The sequence below is a fragment of the Dietzia sp. NPDC055877 genome (assembly GCF_053615975.1).
Map to the genome: position 1 here is coordinate 1 of NZ_JBSHCV010000014.1, position 16,678 is coordinate 16,678.

The 16,678-nt window shown below is 70.6% G+C and carries 14 protein-coding genes; 8 read left to right on the plus strand and 6 right to left on the minus strand.

What is annotated here, in order from left to right; all coding sequences use genetic code 11:
* Positions 1–130 precede the first annotated feature (130 nt).
* The 3 genes from ACWGLC_RS13380 to ACWGLC_RS13390 all read right to left on the minus strand — a co-directional run bounded on the left by ACWGLC_RS13380 (position 131) and on the right by ACWGLC_RS13390 (position 2,210).
* Positions 131–991 carry a crotonase/enoyl-CoA hydratase family protein gene (locus ACWGLC_RS13380; RefSeq protein WP_452100349.1) on the minus strand — a complete coding sequence of 287 codons (861 nt, stop codon included), beginning with the start codon at positions 989–991 and terminating at the stop codon, positions 131–133.
* Between the two features lie 50 nt (positions 992–1,041).
* Positions 1,042–1,248 carry a PspC domain-containing protein gene (locus ACWGLC_RS13385; protein ID WP_230929895.1) on the minus strand — a complete coding sequence of 69 codons (207 nt, stop codon included), beginning with the start codon at positions 1,246–1,248 and terminating at the stop codon, positions 1,042–1,044.
* A gap of 179 nt (positions 1,249–1,427) precedes the next feature.
* On the minus strand, positions 1,428–2,210 hold the full coding sequence (locus ACWGLC_RS13390; protein ID WP_452100350.1) for an SDR family oxidoreductase: 783 nt from the start codon (positions 2,208–2,210) through the stop codon (positions 1,428–1,430).
* Positions 2,211–2,330: 120 nt separating this feature from the next.
* Here ACWGLC_RS13390 and ACWGLC_RS13395 point away from each other — a divergent pair, with 120 nt between their 5' ends.
* The 6 genes from ACWGLC_RS13395 (at position 2,331) to ACWGLC_RS13420 (ending at position 13,671) form a co-directional block, all read left to right on the plus strand.
* Positions 2,331–6,179, plus strand: coding sequence for a Pls/PosA family non-ribosomal peptide synthetase (locus tag ACWGLC_RS13395; protein WP_452100351.1), 3,849 nt, complete (start codon positions 2,331–2,333; stop codon positions 6,177–6,179).
* A gap of 57 nt (positions 6,180–6,236) precedes the next feature.
* Complete coding sequence (locus tag ACWGLC_RS13400) at positions 6,237–7,631, plus strand: M1 family metallopeptidase (protein WP_452100352.1); 1,395 nt, start codon at positions 6,237–6,239, stop codon at positions 7,629–7,631.
* Positions 7,609–8,964 (plus strand): polysaccharide biosynthesis protein, encoded by a 1,356-nt coding sequence (locus ACWGLC_RS13405; RefSeq protein ID WP_452100354.1) that lies wholly within the window; start codon positions 7,609–7,611, stop codon positions 8,962–8,964. Before ACWGLC_RS13400 ends, ACWGLC_RS13405 begins: the two co-directional genes overlap by 23 nt.
* Complete coding sequence (locus ACWGLC_RS13410) at positions 8,961–10,928, plus strand: arabinofuranosyltransferase (RefSeq protein WP_452100355.1); 1,968 nt, start codon at positions 8,961–8,963, stop codon at positions 10,926–10,928. Before ACWGLC_RS13405 ends, ACWGLC_RS13410 begins: the two co-directional genes overlap by 4 nt.
* Positions 10,929–11,107: 179 nt before the next feature.
* Positions 11,108–11,674 carry a DUF3558 family protein gene (locus ACWGLC_RS13415; RefSeq protein ID WP_452100356.1) on the plus strand — a complete coding sequence of 189 codons (567 nt, stop codon included), beginning with the start codon at positions 11,108–11,110 and terminating at the stop codon, positions 11,672–11,674.
* 200 nt (positions 11,675–11,874) lie between these two features.
* The gene (locus tag ACWGLC_RS13420) at positions 11,875–13,671 is read left to right on the plus strand and encodes a WXG100 family type VII secretion target (protein ID WP_452100357.1); all 1,797 of its coding nucleotides are present in this window, start codon (positions 11,875–11,877) and stop codon (positions 13,669–13,671) included.
* 34 nt (positions 13,672–13,705) lie between these two features.
* Here ACWGLC_RS13420 and ACWGLC_RS13425 read toward each other — a convergent pair whose 3' ends face one another.
* The 3 genes from ACWGLC_RS13425 to ACWGLC_RS13435 form a co-directional block, all read right to left on the minus strand.
* Positions 13,706–14,065, minus strand: a complete 360-nt coding sequence (locus ACWGLC_RS13425) for a hypothetical protein (RefSeq protein ID WP_452100358.1) — start codon at positions 14,063–14,065, stop codon at positions 13,706–13,708.
* Between the two features lie 114 nt (positions 14,066–14,179).
* Positions 14,180–14,572 carry a hypothetical protein gene (locus ACWGLC_RS13430; protein WP_452100359.1) on the minus strand — a complete coding sequence of 131 codons (393 nt, stop codon included), beginning with the start codon at positions 14,570–14,572 and terminating at the stop codon, positions 14,180–14,182.
* 2 nt (positions 14,573–14,574) lie between these two features.
* Positions 14,575–15,471 (minus strand): glycosyltransferase family 2 protein, encoded by an 897-nt coding sequence (locus ACWGLC_RS13435; RefSeq protein WP_230929882.1) that lies wholly within the window; start codon positions 15,469–15,471, stop codon positions 14,575–14,577.
* Positions 15,472–15,533: 62 nt separating this feature from the next.
* Between ACWGLC_RS13435 and ACWGLC_RS13440 the strand changes: the two genes are divergently transcribed.
* Together ACWGLC_RS13440 and ACWGLC_RS13445 are read left to right on the plus strand one after the other, a co-directional pair.
* Entirely contained in the window at positions 15,534–16,283 is a 750-nt protein-coding gene (locus ACWGLC_RS13440; RefSeq protein ID WP_230929881.1) for a glycosyltransferase family 2 protein, read from the plus strand.
* Positions 16,284–16,670: a DUF2304 domain-containing protein gene (locus tag ACWGLC_RS13445; protein ID WP_452100360.1), complete on the plus strand. Its 387-nt coding sequence runs from the start codon at positions 16,284–16,286 to the stop codon at positions 16,668–16,670. It abuts the gene before it with no gap.
* Positions 16,671–16,678 lie beyond the last annotated feature (8 nt).

A 16,678-nucleotide genomic window follows, 5' to 3' on the forward strand; every position in this document is an offset into this window, starting at 1 on the left:
ATGTCAAGATGAACGAACTCATCAACGGTGTTGCGCTGGCTCCCTGAGACCGCCCGAGAGGCAGTGTGCGAAACGCTCTTTTCGTTTGTGCGGGTCGGCGGCGCCGGGCGGCGCGTGGGACCAGTGCGGCTCAGCGGCCTGTGTAGCTGGCGTCGCGCTTCTCGAGCGCGGCGCTGACGGCCTCCATCATGTCCGCGGAGGCCAGGAAGCCCGCATTCCAGGTGGCGACGTAGCGGTTGGACTCGCGGATCGGGCCCTCGGTCGCGCGGTTCAACACCTCGCGGGTTCCGCGCACGACCAGCGGCGGGTTGTCCGCGATCTCGGCGGCGGTCGCGTGGGCGGAGTCGAGCACGCCCGCGGCGTCGTCGACCAGGTTGGTGATGAGTCCGTAGCGCAGTGCGGTCTCGGCGTCGATGTCGCGGCCGGTCAGCGCCAGCTCGCGGGTCAGGCCCGCACCGATGATGTAGGGCAGGCGGCCGAGCGAGCCCATGTCGGCGACGATGCCGACCTTGACCTCGCGGACCGAGTACGACGAGTCCGCCGAGCCGTGCCGCACATCGCACGCCGAGATGAGGTCCATCGCGCCGCCGATGCAGCGACCCTGGACCGCCGCGATGGTCGGCGTCCGGGCCGCGGCCACCGAGTCGATGGCCTGACGCATCGTCTCCACGAAGTCGAGGATCCGCTCGTTGCGCGAAGCGTCCGGGGCCTTGTCCCGGGGCAGGAACTCCATGAACTGCGGCATCATCGCCATGAGGTCGAGGCCGTAGGAGAAGTTCCGGCCGTCGCCCGCGATGACGGCGGCACGGATCTCGGGGTCCGCGTCGAGCTCGGCCATCACGCGGGGCATCTCGGCCCAGAAGTCCGGGCCCATGCCGTTGTTGCGTCCCGGGCCGATCAGGGTGACCTGGGCGACGTGCGGGTGCCGGGTCCCCTTTTCGATGCGGACCGAGGCGTACTCGCAGGGGGTGGTGGTGTCGGAATCGCTCATGGCCTAGAGACTGCCATGCCCCTGCCGCTCCGGCCCCCGGCAGTACCGGATCAGGCTCCGGAATTCGGCATGACGAACCAGAGGATCACGTAAATGAGCACCTGCGGCCCGGGAAGCAGCAGCGATGCCACGAACAGGACGCGGACCAGTGCCGGATCGAGCCCGAAGTAGTTCGCCAGGCCGCCGGCCACACCGCCGATCCAACGGTCCTCGGACCGGGCCAGACGCTTCGGCTGGGAGGTGGGAAAGCTGGTCATGACTGGAACTCCTTGTGGACGGCGGTGTCGTCGTCGTCCTCGTGGGGATGGTGGGCCGGGGATCTCTCCCCCGGTGACTCCCACTGTCCTCCCGTCGCGCCCGCACCACATCGGGGACGAACCCGGATTTCCGACCCTGATCCCGGCTCGGGGTCGCCCGGTTCCCGGCCCGGAGTTCGTCAGGTGTGGAACTCGCCGCAGTCGACGGTGAGGGTCTGGCCGGTGACCGCCGAGGCCCGGCCGGAGAGCAGGAACAGGACTGGGTCCACGATCTCGCGCTCGGTCGGCAGGCGGCGCAGGTCCATCTTGGCGGCCGTGTGCTGGTAGACGTCCTCGACCGAGCCACCGTACTTGCCGGCCAGGTGCTCGAAATAGGCCTTGAGGGTGTCGCCGTAGATGTAGCCCGGCGCGACCGTGTTGACGCGGATGCCGCGCGGGCCGAGTTCCGTGGCCAGCGAGTGACCCAGCGCGACCAGCGCGGTCTTGGCGATCTTGTAGCCCGCGTAGCGCTCGCGGGAGTGGTGGATGACGGCCGAGGCCATCATCACCACGGAGCCGTCCCCGGCCTCGAGGAGCGGGGTGAACTCCTGCGTGGCGCGCAGGGCGCCCATCACGGACAGGTCGATGCCGCGGGTGATCTGATCGTGCTCGGTCTCCGCCAGCGGCTTCATGCTGGGCACCGCGAAGGCGCTGTTGACCAGGCCGTGCACCGCGTCGGTGTGCTGCTCGACCGTCTCTCGCAGGGCGCGCACCGAGTCCGGATCGGTGGCGTCGACCGCGGCCGCGATCGCCCGGCCACCCACCTGCGTGATCTCGTCGGCCAGCTGGTCCAAACGCTCCTGCGTCCGCGCCGCCACAACGACCGTCGCGCCCTCGCGCGCGGCCTCGAGCGCCAGCGTCCGGCCGAAGCCGGGACCGGCGCCGATGATCACGATGACCTTGTCCGCGAATAGCCCTGTCATGCAGGCCATCAAACCAGCCGGGCGGCCGCATAGGGGACGGTTCGGTGCGGATTCAACGGCCTCCCCTCCACGGGTGTCGGTGGACTCTCGGCGTTCACTTAGCCGGGATACCATCCACCGGTGCGATCGATCCCCGAGCAGTATCTCCGCGGCCCCCATGCCCCGAGCCCGCGGACGTTACTGGACGTCCTCGGTGCCGCCGCCGAGCGGCATCCCGACGCGCCGTGCCTCGACGACGGCGACCGGATCCTGAGCTACGGGCAGGTGTGGGAGCAGATCCACGCCTCCGCGCGATGGATGCACGAGCAGGGCGTGGGGGCCGGGGACCGGGTCGGCATCCACATGCCGTCCGGCACCGCCGAGCTGTATCTGGCGATCCTGTCGACGCTCGCCGCCGGGGCCGCGTACGTGCCCGTGGACGTGGAGGATCCGCCGGAGCGCGCCGAGCTCGTGTTCGGCCAGGCGCAGGTGGCGGCCATCTACCGGGCCGAGGGCATGTCCGTCACCGACCCGGGTCGTCGCGTCGACCCGTCGCTGCGCCGGGCGCCGATAGGGGACGACGACTGCTGGATCATCTTCACCTCCGGCACCACCGGCCTGCCCAAGGGCGTGGCCGTGACGCACCGCAGCGCCGCCGCGTTCGTCGACGCCGAGTCCCGGATCTTCCTGCAGGACGCCCCGCTGGGGCCCGGGGACCGCGTCCTGGCGGGGTTGTCCGTGGCGTTCGACGCCTCGTGCGAGGAGATGTGGCTGGCCTGGGCCCACGGCGCCTGTCTGGTGCCGGCGCCGCGGTCGATCGTCAAGTCCGGACTCGACCTGGGCCCGTGGCTCCGCGACCGCGGCATCACCGTCATCTCCACCGTTCCGACGCTCGCGTCGATGTGGCCGAACTCGATGCTCGCCGACATCCGCATGGTCATCCTCGGCGGCGAGGCCTGCCCTCCCGAACTGGCGGCGCGACTGTCCGGCGACGGACGCGAGGTGTGGAACACGTACGGGCCGACCGAGGCCACCGTCGTGGCGTGCGCCGCGCCGCTGGACGGGCTCGGCGAGGTGTCGATCGGCCTGCCGCTGGACGGCTGGGACCTGGCCGTAGTCGACGACGACGGCCACCCGGTGGGCTTCGGCGAGTCCGGCGAACTGGTGATCGGCGGAGTGGGGCTCGCACGCTACCTCGACCCCGAGAAGGACGCCGAGAAGTACGCGCCCATGGAGACCCTGGGCTGGGAGCGCGCCTACCGCTCGGGTGACGTGGTCCGGCTCGAGGAGGACGGCCTGTACTTCAACGGGCGGGTCGACGACCAGGTGAAGATCGGCGGGCGTCGACTGGAGTTGGGCGAGGTGGATACCGCCGTCTCGGCGCTTCCCGGGGTGAGCGCCGGCGCCGCGGCGGTGAAGAAGACCGACGCCGGCCAGCCCGTGCTCGTGGCCTACCTCGTGGCCCGGGACCCGGCGGGTTTCGATCTGGCCGAGGCCGCCGGCATCCTGCGCGAGCACCTGCCGGCCGGCGTGGTGCCGCGACTGACCCTGGTCGACGAACTGCCGACCCGCACCTCCGGCAAGGTCGATCGCGTTGCCCTGCCCTGGCCGCTGGCGGCGACCTCCGCCGCCGAATCGGAGCTCGACGGCACCGAGGCGTGGGTCGCCGAGCTGTGGTCGTCCGCCCTGGGGGCCGACGTCTCCGGCGTCGACGAGGACTTCTTCGCCCTCGGGGGCGGCTCGCTGGCCGCAGCGCACGTGGTGGTGAAGGTCCGTGAGCGCTTCCCGGCCGTCACCGTCGGTGACATCTACGACCGCTCGCGACTGGGCGACTTCGCCGAGTTCCTCGACTGCCTCGAACCGGAGGCCGAGGTCGAGCCCCGCGACGTCCGGCCGGTCGGCCGTGGGGCGCAGCTCGTGCAGGTCCTCGCAACCATCCCACTGCTCACCGTGACCGGCCTGCAGTGGCTGACCTGGCTCGGCGTGACGAACAACATCGGAGCGGAACTCGGCGCGAGCTGGGCGCGCCCCGTGTCGTGGTGGGTGCTGGCGGTCATGGCTGTGCTCCTGCTGTTGCCCGTCGGCCGGATGGTCGTGACCGCCGGCCTGTGCCGGGTGCTCATGGCCGGGGTCCGACCGGGGGCGCACCCGCGCGGCGGCTCGGTACACATCCGACTGTGGGCGGCCGAGCGGCTCGTGGAGGCCTCGGGCGCGGCCTCGCTCGCCGGCGCCGGCTGGCTGACCACCTTCGCCCGCCTGCTCGGTGCGACGATCGGCCGCGGCGTCGACATGCACACCCTGCCGCCGGTCACGGGCCTGCTCACCGTGGGCGACGGCGCCTCGATCGAGCCCGAGGTCGATCTCGCCGGTCACTGGGTCGACGGCGACGTGGTGCACATCGGCGCGATCGAGATCGGCGAGAACGCCGTGGTGGGCGCCCGTTCGACCCTGCTGCCGGGCGCGACGATCGGCCGCGGTGCCCACGTGGAGATCGGCTCCGCCGTGGTCGGCGCCGTCAAGGCCGGCAAACGCTACGCCGGATCCCCCGCCCTCAAGCGCGGCAAGCGCGGCTCCAGCTGGCCGTCCGAGCCCGCCCCTCACAGCCGGGGGTGGAGCCTGATCTACCAGCTCTCCGCACTGGTCCTGGGTGGGATGCCGCTCGTGGCGCTGGCCGCCGGGCTGGTCCTGGTGGCGTGGGGATCGCGCGACGCCGAGGGCCTCGCCCGACTGGCGCTGCAGACGACGCTCTGGTCGATCCCCGGAGCGCTGCTCGCATTCGCGGTCCTCACCGCGTTCACGCTCGTGTCGATCCGACTCCTGTCGATCCGGCTCAGGCCGGGCTTTCACCCCGTGCACTCGCGCACCGCATGGCAGGCCTGGTGCAGCGAGCGGATCATGGACGCCGCCCGCAACTGGCTGTACCCGCTGTACGCGTCCATGCTCACCCCGATCTGGTTGCGGATGCTGGGCGCGAGGATCGGCAAGGACGTCGAGGCGTCCACGGTGTTGCTCATCCCGTCACTGACCACGGTGCGCGACGGGGCGTTCCTCGCCGACGACACCATGGTCGCCCCCTACGAGCTCGGGTCCGGCTGGATGCGCCTCGAGCACGCGCAGGTCGGCAAACGGGCGTTCCTGGGCAACTCCGGCATCGCCTCCGCCGGCCGCAAGGTACCCGCCCGCGGCCTGGTCGCCGTCCTCTCATCCGCCCCGCAGAAGGCGAAGAAGGGCACGTCGTGGCTGGGCTCGCCCCCGCAGAAATTGCCCCGTGCCGTCACCGATACCGACGACGCCCGCACCTACCAGCCGCCGCGCCGCCTCAAGGCCGCCCGCGGGGCGTGGGAGACGCTGCGCCTGATCCCCGTCTGGATCTCGTTCCTGCTGCTGTGCAGTGTCCTCGTCCTGATGCAGGCCGCGCACCAGCAGTGGGGCTTCGCCGTGGCCGCGGTGACCTCCGGGCTCGTGCTCGCCTACGCGGGCCTGGTCGCGATGCTGCTCGCGGTGCTCGCCAAGTGGCTGTTCGTGGGCCGTATCCGCGCCGGTGAGCAACCGTTGTGGTCGTCGTTCGTCTGGCGCAACGAGGTCGCCGATTCCTTCGTCGAACTACTCGCGGCCCCCTGGATGGCGCGCCCCGCCTCCGGCACGCCGGTGCTGGGCGTGATGCTGCGTCTCCTCGGCTCGCGCCTCGGCCGCGGCGTCTGGTGTGAGTCGTACTGGCTTCCCGAGGCCGACCTGATCACCCTCGGTGACGGCGCCACCGTCAACCGCGGCTGCGTGGTCCAGACCCACCTGTTCCACGACCGGATCATGCAGATCGACACCGTCGACCTGGAGGCCGGCGCCACCCTCGGGACCCACTGCGTGACCCTGCCCGCCTCCTCCATCGGGGCCGGCTCCACCGTGGGCCCGGCCTCGCTGGTGATGCGCGGCGACCGCATCCCCGCAGGCACCCGCTGGCAGGGAAACCCCATCTCACCGTGGCGGGGCTGAGGGCTCAGAAACGGCGACGGGGGCCCGGCCGCGGGGTCCACTAGACTCGCGCAGGTCATGGAACTCAGGGCAGTCAAGAAGGACCTCGTCGCCAAGATCGCCGCGCCCCGCAACCCATCGCGGGCGGACCCGGTCGACCCCTACCTACCGTCCGCCGGCAACCACGGGTACCGGGTCACCCGCTACGAACTGGACCTCACCTACAAGATGAGCTCCAACAACCTGCGCGGCGAGGCCGTCATCACCGCCACCGCCACCGAGCCACTCGATTCCCTCCTGCTCGACCTGTCGCCGCACCTCACCGTCTCCAAGGTGACGCTCGACCGCGGCCGGGTCGCCCGCTACAGCCGGCCCCGCGGCAAGCTCGCCGTCACCCCCGCCGAGCCGCTCGCGGTGGGATCGGCGTTCACGCTGACCATCCGCTACGCCGGCAATCCGCGCCCCATCCGCGGCGCCTGGGGCGAGGTCGGCTGGGAAGAACTGACGGACGGTGTCCTGGTGGCCAACCAGCCCAACGGCGCGGCCAGCTGGTTCCCCTGCGACGACCACCCCTCCTCCAAGGCCCCCTTCCGGATCAGGCTCACGGCCGACTCGCCGTACCGCGCGGTGGTGACCGGCTCACTCGTGGGCAAGAAGCGCAGCGGCAGCATGACCACCTGGGAGTTCGACCTCCCCCACCCCACCTCCACGTACCTCGTCACCGTCAACCTCGGCCAGTACGAGCACGTGGAGGTCAGCGGCGGCCGCGTGCCGTTCCGCGCCTACCTGCCCGCCGACCTCAAGCGCGGTTTCCGGGTGGCGTTCGACCGGCAGCTCGAGATGATCGACGTGTTCACCGATCTGTTCGGGCCGTACCCCTTCGAGGAGTACAAGGTCGTGGTGACCGACGACGAGCTGGAGATCCCGCTCGAGGCCATGGGTATGTCGACGTTCGGTCGCAACACGATCGAGTCCGGCGGCGCCGACGAGCGGCTCATCGCCCACGAGCTCGCCCACCAGTGGTTCGGCAACGCGGTCACCGCCGCCGAGTGGAAGCACATCTGGCTGCACGAGGGTTTCGCCTGCTACGCCGAGTGGCTGTGGACCGAGTTCTCCGGCGGCGCCGACGCCGGCAGCCACGCGCTGCGCTACTACGCCAAACTGCAGAACTCGCCGCAGGACATCCTCCTCGCCGACCCCGGCCCGAAGGACATGTTCGACGACCGCGTCTACAAGCGCGGCGCCCTGACCCTGCACGCGCTGCGGCTGACGATCGGCGACGAGCGTTTCTTCGACCTCCTGCGGGCCTGGGTGGCCAAGTACTCGGGCAAGAACGTCACGACCGACGACTTCCTGCACATGGCCGCCGATCATTCGCCCGTGGACCTGCGCCCCCTGTGGAACGCCTGGTTGTTCTCCGAGCCCGTGCCGCCCACCCTCGGCATGCCCGATGGCCTCCCCGGATCCCGCTGAGGCGGCGCCCACGACCGCTCGGGGGGCCACGGGCGGGATGCGGGCGCTGACGCTGGCCACCCTGTTCGCCGCGGCGTCTGGGTACCTGGTGATGCTCATCGCCGGCCGCGCCCTGGGGCCGGCCGACTATCCGCTGTTCGCCACCTACTGGGGCGCGTTCTTCGCCCTCGGCGGTGTCGCCAACGGGCTCATGCAGGAGGCCACGCGCGCCGTGCGGTCGGCGCGACAGCTCGCCGGCGGCGTCGGGGCTCCTGGTGTCGACGACGACGACGCCGGCAGCATCGGCGGCCCGCCTCCGGCCTCCCCACCGCCCGGCCCCCGCGTCCGGCTCCTGCCCGCCGGCCTCGTACTCGGCCTGGCGCTGGCCGCCGCGGTCGTGGTGAGTACCCCGGCGTGGGCCCCGGTCGGGCTACCGACGTTCTCCGGTGCCGGCGTGGCGATCATGGCGTTCGGCATCCTCGGATTCAGCCTCCAGGCGGCCACCGCCGGCGCCCTGTCCGGCACGGAGAGGTGGGGGCTATACGCGGTCCTGCTCACCGTGGACGCGGCCCTGCGCCTGGCCGTGGCCGGTATCGCCTGGTGGCTCGGTGATGCCGGGCTGGGCTTCGCGATCGCCACCGTCGCCGGCGCCATCACGTGGGCCCTGCTCGTCGCGCTCTCCCCCGCCACGCGCTCCGCCCTGGCCTCCGCCGTGGATGTGGGCCGCGGCCGGTTCTGGCGCAACACCGGCACCGCGATGCTCGCCTCCGCCGGCACGTCGGCCCTGGTCACCGGGTTCCCGCTGTTCGTCACCGCGACCGCCCGCCCCACCGATCCGGCCCCGCTCCTCGGTGCGGTGATCCTGGCCATCACCCTCACCCGCGCTCCCCTGCTCGTGCCGCTGACCAGCTTCCAGAGCGCGATCATCGTCTACTTCGTCGAACGCCGTTCTCGGGGACCGCGCGCCCTCGCGCTACCGCTCGCCGCGGTGACCGCCGTCGGCGTCCTCGGCGCCGGAGCCGCGTGGCTGGTCGGCCCCTGGCTGATCCGCGTGCTGTTCGGCGCCGAGTTCGAGCTGTCGGGTGTCGTGCTGGCCGCCCTGACCGCCGCCTCGGTGGGAACCGCCGCGCTCATGGTGACCGGCAACGCCGCCCTGGCCTTCGACCGCCACCTGCTCTACAACGTGGGCTGGTGGGTGGCGGTCATCGCGGCCGCAGCGCTGCTCGTCGCCGTGCCCGGCGCGCTCGACGTGCGCGCCGCGATCGCGCTGCTCGCCGGGCCCGGCGTGGGCGTACTGGTGCATGTGGTCGGACTCGTCGTCGCCACCTCCTTGCGCCCGGGGGCCCGCTCGTGACCCACCTCCGTCCCCTCGGTCGCGGTGCGGCCGAGCTGCTCGCCGCGCTGATGGTGGCCGCCGCCGTGGGTGTTCTCACCCTGCTGGTGGTGAACGCGCCACCGTTCGCCCAGCCCAGCTGGCTGCCGGAGTCGTTCCGGGCGGCCCTCTCCGCCGGGTTCGTCGTTCTGGCCGGCTGGCTGCTGCTGCGCCGCGCCACCGGCCGGCGCGCCCTGTGGCTGCTCGGCACGGCGGGCCCGTCGTTCCTGGCCTCGTCCCACCTGGGGCTGCTGCTCAACGGCACCCCGCACTACCTGTTCGGCCTGGGTGGCGACCAGATCAACCGCGTGGCCTACGTGACCCGCTTCGCCGATTCCGCGGGGCTGGCCGACCCGTTCTACGCCGACGCCGCGCCGTTCTATCCGCCCCAGTGGTTCTGGGTGGGTGGTCGGCTGGCCGCCATGCTCGGCGTGGACGGGTGGGAGTTCTACAAGCCGTACGCGATCATCACGATGGCGGTGGCCGGGGCGCTCGCGTTCGTGGCCTGGCGGTGGCTGCTCCCGGCCCGACTGGCGGTCCTGTTCGGCCTGGTGACCGCCGTGGTGGGCGTCCACACCAACGCCTATGAGCCGTATTCGTGGATCCTGATCTGCCTGTTCCCGCAGGTCGTGGTGGCAACCTACGTGCTCAGCGCGCGCATCGCCGTGGCCGCGGGCTCGCCGACGGACAGTCGGCCGACGTGGCCGCTCGTCGTGACGATCGGCGTCTACCTCGGCATCGCGGCGTTGGGATACACCCTGATCGCCGGCTTCGCGGCGCTGGTCGTGGGCCTGGTGGTCCTCCTCCACGCCTGGTGGCACCGCTCCGAGCGCGCCGTGGTCCGCGCCCTTCTCGGCCGGCTCGCCGCGATGGCCGGGATCTCCGCCGCGATCGCGCTCCTGTTCTGGCACCGCTACCTGTTCGCGGTGATCACCGGGGCGGAGACCGAGTCGTCCGTCGCCAACGATTTCGCGCCCGAGTCCGGTGCGCACCTGCCACTGCCGATGTTCGAGATGTCGGTCACGGGTGTCCTGTGCCTGATCGGGTTGGTGTGGATCGTGGTCACCGTGTGGCCCACCGGCGCCGATCGGTCCGCCGCCGCGCTGCGCGAGCGGGTCAGCGTCGAGGCGCATGGCGACGACGACAACGACCCCACCCCCTCTGCATGGCCGCTGCCCTCACCGGGCCGGGCGCTCGTGCTCGCGCGCAGTCTGGCAGTGATCACGGTGGCCGTGTTCGGCTGGTTCCTGCTCTCCGGGCTGCGGGCCGTCGCCGGCAGCACGCTGTTGCCCTTCCGCATGATCCCCGCCCTCACGCTGGTTCTGGCCCTCGCCGGGGTGGTGGGGGCGCTCGCGCTGACCCGGTGGGCCGTCGCGGTGGTCCCAGGGCTGCCTCATAGCAAGGTGCTCGCGGCCGTGGTCGTGGTGGCGGGGCTCGCCGCCGTCCAGATGGTCCAGCATGTGTCCGAGGAGGACGCCGAGTTCGCGGAGGTCGCGCGCAACACCCCCGGTGTTCCCACGAACGTCCTGACGGCGATCGACGACATGACGTCCGACCGCGAGCCCTCCGACCTGGTGCTACTGACCTCTGACCCCACGCTGTACTCGTACCGGCCGTTCTTCACGTTCCAGGCCCCCGCTCAGGCGTATGCGACCCCCGCCGGACGCTACGAGGAGCGCACCGACGAGATCCGCGGCTGGGCGGCGACCCCATCGGCCGCGGACCTGGCCGCCGAGCTCGACGCGAGCGAATTCCGCGCCCCCGATGTGTTGGTCCTGGATCGCGAAACCCCCGAGCGGTGGGTGTTCCCCGCGGTGATCAACCAGATGCCGCTCCAGCACAACAACTCCCGCGAGGAGATCGTGTTCGGTCCGGGCCAGTTCGATGACCCCGACCTGTTCGACGTACGCGAGGTGGGGGCGCGGGTCGTGATTGTGCGGCGATAGGTCGCACGTCGGGCCGGCGTCGGCGTCGGCCGTCGGCGTCGGCGGCGGCGGCGGCGGCGGCCGTCGGCGGCGGCGGCGGCCGTCGGCGGGGTACGCCGGAACTATCTTGTGATCGCGGGAACCGTCCGCCGAGCCGGGCCGTCGTACTGGTTGTGGGAATGAGTAGAGGTGTAGGCGCGGTGCTGGTCGCCGCCGTCATGGTGCTGTCCGGGTGCGTGTCTGACGCCGAGGATGTGACGACGATGAGCCCATCGCCCGAGACGCCCGTCAATCCGTGGGACCTGCCCCTCGAGGAACGGCCCGACCTCTTCGACCCGTGCGCCGAGATCCCGGTGGAGGCGATTGACGAGGGAGTGGGATCGCCCCTCGAGGTTGTCGAACAGTTTCAGAACTATAAGCCAGGCGAACTCATCTCATGCGGCTGGAAAACCGACGAGGTGCACGTCAGCCTGCTGTCGACGTGGAAGAGCCGTGAAGAGTTCCTCGCCGATAGCACCGTCTCAGTAATTGACGCAGATTCAAACGCCACCGGCAGACCGTCTCTTCGAATGCAAGAAGCGGCCGATAGCACCAATATGACTTGCTTCCACCTTTTCTTTACCGAACAGGGAGCGGTCATGTACGTACTCGATCTAGTGAATACACTTCACTCGTTCAGGGGAGAGCGATTCGTGGATTCTTGCGACGCCCTGGATAAAGCGGTAGTTCCAGTCGTTCCACTTCTTCCTCGAGGTGACTTCAAATGAGTTTGCACTTGAGCGCGGATTCGGCCGAAAGCTGCGTCCGCGCCTGCGACACATTCGTGAACGACCTGCGGCTGTATGTGAGAGAGCAATTCTTGGGTGCTCATTCCACTAATACTGGCGCTTTCGACACAGCCCGCCAGATCGGGACTGTGTATTCGCTATTCGCGGGCGAGGATCTACGCACTCTACTGAACGGATTCGTGACTCAGGTAGAGGCGATGTCGGTGCTGTTCGCCGCAGCCGGCGGGATGATCGATGCCCAGGACGAAGCAGCTGCTGCCGCACTCGGGAAGGCGGCCGAGGAGCCAGCCGGGTTGAAGAGCATCGGACTGATGAGCATGCTGGCGTCGATGCATGGCCCGGCAGCGACGGTCGCCGTCTCCGCATCCGCTTCGGCCGCGGAGGACCCCGAGAACGTGGGTGGCTACGACCGAGTAGGGCCGGAGGACGTGTCTTCGACCCCATTGGAGCGGATCGTCACCGCCGCCGAGGCGTTGGATCCGAGCCAGTTCGAGCAGGTACAGAAGCAGGTCACGACCGCTGCGAGCACGCTGGACTCGGCGGCTTCAACCTTGCAACGCGAACTGGACGACGTATTGGGCGGCGCCTGGCAGGGCGAGTTCGCCCAGGAGGGCGCGAGGGCGGTCCACGCGTTGACCGGATCCGCGTTCGAACTCGTGGGCGTGCTGGAAGAAGTCGCCACCCGAGCCGACGGAGCACAGGTCGGGTTCCACACCACCCGCAGCAACATCTCCTCCGAGTCGCTGAAGCTGGAGCTGGCGCAGGCCCGCACCCCGGGGCTCGGATCCGGTCCCGGCGCGACACTGGGTCCCGCCTCAACAGGCGCGGCCGAAGCAGCTTCCGCTGCTCGGGCGGCAGCGGAGGAACAGGCGCGAGCTGTGGTCAACACCGAGTACAGCCCAGCAGTGATGAAGGCCAACCTCGACGACCTCCAGTTCCCCACCGCGTTTCGAGTCGTCTCCGGTGCCGCACTTGGCGGCGCCACCGGCATCGACCCCGTCTCGGCCTGGAACACCGGAGGCATTCCGCAGACCGCCAGCGCAGCCGCCCCCGGCCCAGCAGCCCTGGCCGCTGCCGGTGCCGGCGGGCCCGGCGCCAGCGGGGTCAGCGGGCCAGGGGCCGACGCTACGGGAGCAAGCGCGCCGATCACAGCCACCGACGCCGCCACGGAACAGGCACTACTGGCCTCCCGCACCGGCGGAGGCGACGCATCCGGACTGGGCGCAGCCGCTCCGAATGCGGGCGCAGGCCCGGCCGGGGCGGGTCCGGTGAACGCGGCCACCACCGCGGCGGGGGCGCCTCTGGCCCCGATGAACGGAGCCCCTGGACAGCAAGCCGGTGGTACCGGGACGTCCGGCATCCACGGACTACGCGGCAATGCCGGAGCCCGCGGCGGCGCGGCGGGCAGCCGGGACCGTGATCGTGGCTTTGGCAGCGCAGCCGGGCTGGTCGGAGGCGGCGGGGCCGCAGCCGCCGGCGCAGCAGCGACGCGCATGGGCGGGGCCGGGACCCTGGCAGGTCTCAGCCACTCGGCCGGCCCGGGTGTCGGCGGCCCATCTGCCGGTGTCCCGGGGGCAGGCGCCGGAAACGCCGCCGGAGCAACCACCGGTGCTGGTGGGATGGGGCCGACGTCGTCGTCGACTGGTGGTTCCACCGCAGGGCGAACAGGCGCGATGCCGATGGGCATGATGGGCGCCGGCGGGGCCGGGCAGGGCTCCGACCGACGTGGGCACACGCCAGCCGGCTACCTGACCAACGCCACCAACACCACCGACATCATCGGCGACCCCGTCAAAGTCGCGCCCGCCGTACTCGGTCGCCACGCTGAGCCCGGGAGTACGACAACCGACGCGGCTGTGGGCAAGGCCGACGCTGCGGATTCGGATGGTTCCGCAGGCGTCGTCCGCTCGCCGGGGCGGGTGCTCGGCCGCAGCTATACGGGCAGCGGCGACGAGCGGGACCAGGCGCGAAACTAGGCGCAGGGCTCGCGCTATCGAGCGCTCGTCGAGGTCAGGCGCTGCGGAGGTCGTCCGGCGCCGGGAACGGCAGTACGATCTCGCGGCCCACGTCCTCGATCGCGTCGGTCAACGCGGTGGTGAGCACGATGCGGTCGTCGTAGACGTGGGCGATCCGAACCGTGAGAGGGCCCGCATCCGACGACCCGGGCTCGCTGTACACGAACCGTTCGGCCAAGAAGCGCAGGCCGATCGCGTCGAGTGCTTCCTCCGCCTCGAACCAGTCGTCGACGGGCCCCAGCGGGCGGCCGAGGCGATCAAACGGGACCAGGCGCGGCTCGGCGACGGTCATGTCGATCCAGCCGACCAGCTCGCCGTCATCGCGGCGGTGCGGAATCCAGGTTTCGGGGATCATCAGACGAGTCTGCCCGTGCGTTGGCGAGTTGGTCGTAGCCACTGCGGAAATGGTCGCCGCCACTGCGCGACATGTCCGGCAGCCTCGCACTGGTGACGACCATCCGGTCAGGGCTCACGCCGTGACGACCGCCTGCATGATCAGGAACGCCACCAGCGGCACCAGCGGCGTGACCACCATCGCCGTCACGAGCGACCACAACCGGCGGCGCCACAGCACGAGCGCGCCCATCACGACGACGGCCGCCACCAGCGCGGTGATCGGCGTGAGCGCCATGATGGTCTGCCAGCGCGGCTCGCAGATCAGCTCGGTGCTCTCTCGGAAGCAGGTGTCCGAGAGCATCGCCGACAATCCACCGAACAGCAGGCTCAGTAGCGCCAGGACAACGACCTCGGCGCCGTAGAGCACCGCCCCGACCACCCAGTAGGCCGGGGCCGGCCCGGAGCCCGCGCTCGAACCCGGACCCGGACCCGAGCCCTCGCCCGGGCGGCCGGGCGCGGGTTCCACCGTCAGAACTTCCGGAAGGTGTGCCCCAGCAGTTTCTTTCCGCCCTCGGCCAGCTTCCCTGCCTTGGCTGCGGTGGGCAGCAGCGAGAGCGCGTTGAGCCGCGAGGTCACATGCAGGCGCGCGGCCCGTTCGGCGTTCTTCCAACCGCGGGCGCCGAACGCGTCGGCCTCGCCGGAGAAGAAGCGGGCCTCCTCGTCGAAGCGGCGGCCGTCGAGCGCTCGCACCGACGAGTCGGAGGCCGAGTGGCGCCGGTAGAGGAACGCGAGCGTCGGGTCGTAGATCATGTGCCCGCCGCCGGTGATCACATCCACGAGCAGCGCCAGGTCCTGCACCACGTCCAGGCCCTCACGGAAGCCGATGCGCTTGACCCACTCGGAGTTCCACGCCAGCGACGGGAAGTAGGTCCAGTTGCCGTGCATGAGCGAGGTCATGAGCTTCTCGCCGTGCAGCACCGTGCGGCCGTCGGCCTTGGGGGTGGTCAGCGACTTCACGCTGTCGCCGAGGCCGCGGACGGCGGAGCCGTGCTCGTCGATGACGTTGACGCCGACCTCCATCACCGCGGCGTCGGGCACGGCGGCGAATCCGTCGGCCACGACCTGCAGGTAGTTGGGCAGCATGATGTCGTCGGCGCCCATGATCACCACGATCGGCGCGGTGACCATGCCGATGCACTTGCGGTAGTTGCCGTTGGCGCCGAGGTTGGTCTCGTTCTTCTCGTAGGTCACCCGGCTGTCGACCGCGGTGATCTCGCCCATGTAGCGGGCGGGCTCCGGGTCCGGGTAGCCATCGTCCACCACGACCAGCCGGAAATCCTTGTAGCTCTGCGCCAGGACACTGTCCACGGCCTTCTTGAAATGGTCGACATCCCCGTAGTAGGGGAGCATCACATCAATGGCCATTGGTGAACCGCCGTCCTTGTCGTCTCCGGATTGTCCGTCCGATCGCATAGTATCGACCCTCGATGACCGGAGACAGTGTGCGGCCCACGGGGCCAGATGAGGAGGCCGGGGGCGACCCCGTCCGCAACCGCGATGTCTGGCTCATCGTGCCCTGCTTCAACGAGGGCACGGTGATCGAGGACGTGCTGCGCAACGCCGGCGAGACGTTCCCCAACATCGTCGCGGTGGACGACGGTTCGGCGGACGACTCGGCGGCGGCGATCCACCGCGCCGGGGCCCACCTGGTGCGGCATCCGGTGAACCTGGGCCAGGGCGCGGCCATCCAGACGGGTGTCGAGTACGCGCGGAACCAGCCGGGCGCCCGCTACTTCGTCACGTTCGACGCGGACGGTCAGCACCAGGTCAAGGACGTGCTGACGATGGTCGGGCGGCTCCGCAGCGAGCCCGTGGACATCGTGGTGGGCACCCGTTTCGGCCGCCCGCGCGCGGAGGACGACCAGGTGCCGCTGATCAAGCGCCTCGTGCTCCGCACCGTGGTGATGCTCAGCCCGCGCACGCGCCGCCTCGGGCTGACGGACGCCCACAACGGCCTGCGCGTGTTCAACCGCCGCGTGGCCGAGGGCCTCAATCTGCGCATGAACGGGATGAGCCACGCGAGCGAGTTCGTGGAGCTCATGGACTCGAACGGCTGGCGCGTCGCGGAGGAGCCGGTCGACATCCTGTACACCGAGTACTCCATGTCCAAGGGGCAGTCGCTGCTCAACGGGATCAACATCCTGTCCGACGGGATCGTGGGACGGAGGCTGCCCTAGATGATCAAGGTTCTGCTACTCCTCGCCGGTGCGGTGCTGGTCGCGTTCTTCGTGGCCAACCGTCGCAAGGCCCGGGCCAAGGCCGGCGTGAAGATCGGCTTCGTGCTGTTCGTGGTGTTCATGGTCTACGCCGTGATCCGCCCGGACGATCTGACGTGGGTCGCCAACCGCCTGGGTGTGCAGCGCGGCACCGACCTCGTGCTGTACGCGCTGGTCATGGGCTTCGCGTTCGTGACGGTGTCGACGTGGGTGCGCTTCCGCGAACAGGAGCTGCGGTACGCGCGACTGGCCCGCACCATCGCGCTGGCCGACGCGGTGCGGCCCGAGGATCACGTCGATGTGCGGGTCATGAAGCCCGTGTTCGACGACGATCCACTGCAGTCCTGAGCCACGTC

What these genes read in the sequence shown, in the direction of transcription:
- ACWGLC_RS13380 (WP_452100349.1), bottom strand. Translation starts at nt 991, where the DNA reads ATGAGCGATTCCGACACCACCACCCCCTGCGAGTACGCCTCGGTCCGC.
- ACWGLC_RS13385 (WP_230929895.1), bottom strand. Translation starts at nt 1,248, where the DNA reads ATGACCAGCTTTCCCACCTCCCAGCCGAAGCGTCTGGCCCGGTCCGAG.
- ACWGLC_RS13390 (WP_452100350.1), bottom strand. Translation starts at nt 2,210, where the DNA reads ATGACAGGGCTATTCGCGGACAAGGTCATCGTGATCATCGGCGCCGGT.
- ACWGLC_RS13400 (WP_452100352.1), top strand. Translation starts at nt 6,237, where the DNA reads ATGGAACTCAGGGCAGTCAAGAAGGACCTCGTCGCCAAGATCGCCGCG.
- ACWGLC_RS13405 (WP_452100354.1), top strand. Translation starts at nt 7,609, where the DNA reads ATGGCCTCCCCGGATCCCGCTGAGGCGGCGCCCACGACCGCTCGGGGG.
- ACWGLC_RS13425 (WP_452100358.1), bottom strand. Translation starts at nt 14,065, where the DNA reads ATGATCCCCGAAACCTGGATTCCGCACCGCCGCGATGACGGCGAGCTG.
- ACWGLC_RS13435 (WP_230929882.1), bottom strand. Translation starts at nt 15,471, where the DNA reads ATGGCCATTGATGTGATGCTCCCCTACTACGGGGATGTCGACCATTTC.
- ACWGLC_RS13440 (WP_230929881.1), top strand. Translation starts at nt 15,534, where the DNA reads ATGACCGGAGACAGTGTGCGGCCCACGGGGCCAGATGAGGAGGCCGGG.
- ACWGLC_RS13445 (WP_452100360.1), top strand. Translation starts at nt 16,284, where the DNA reads ATGATCAAGGTTCTGCTACTCCTCGCCGGTGCGGTGCTGGTCGCGTTC.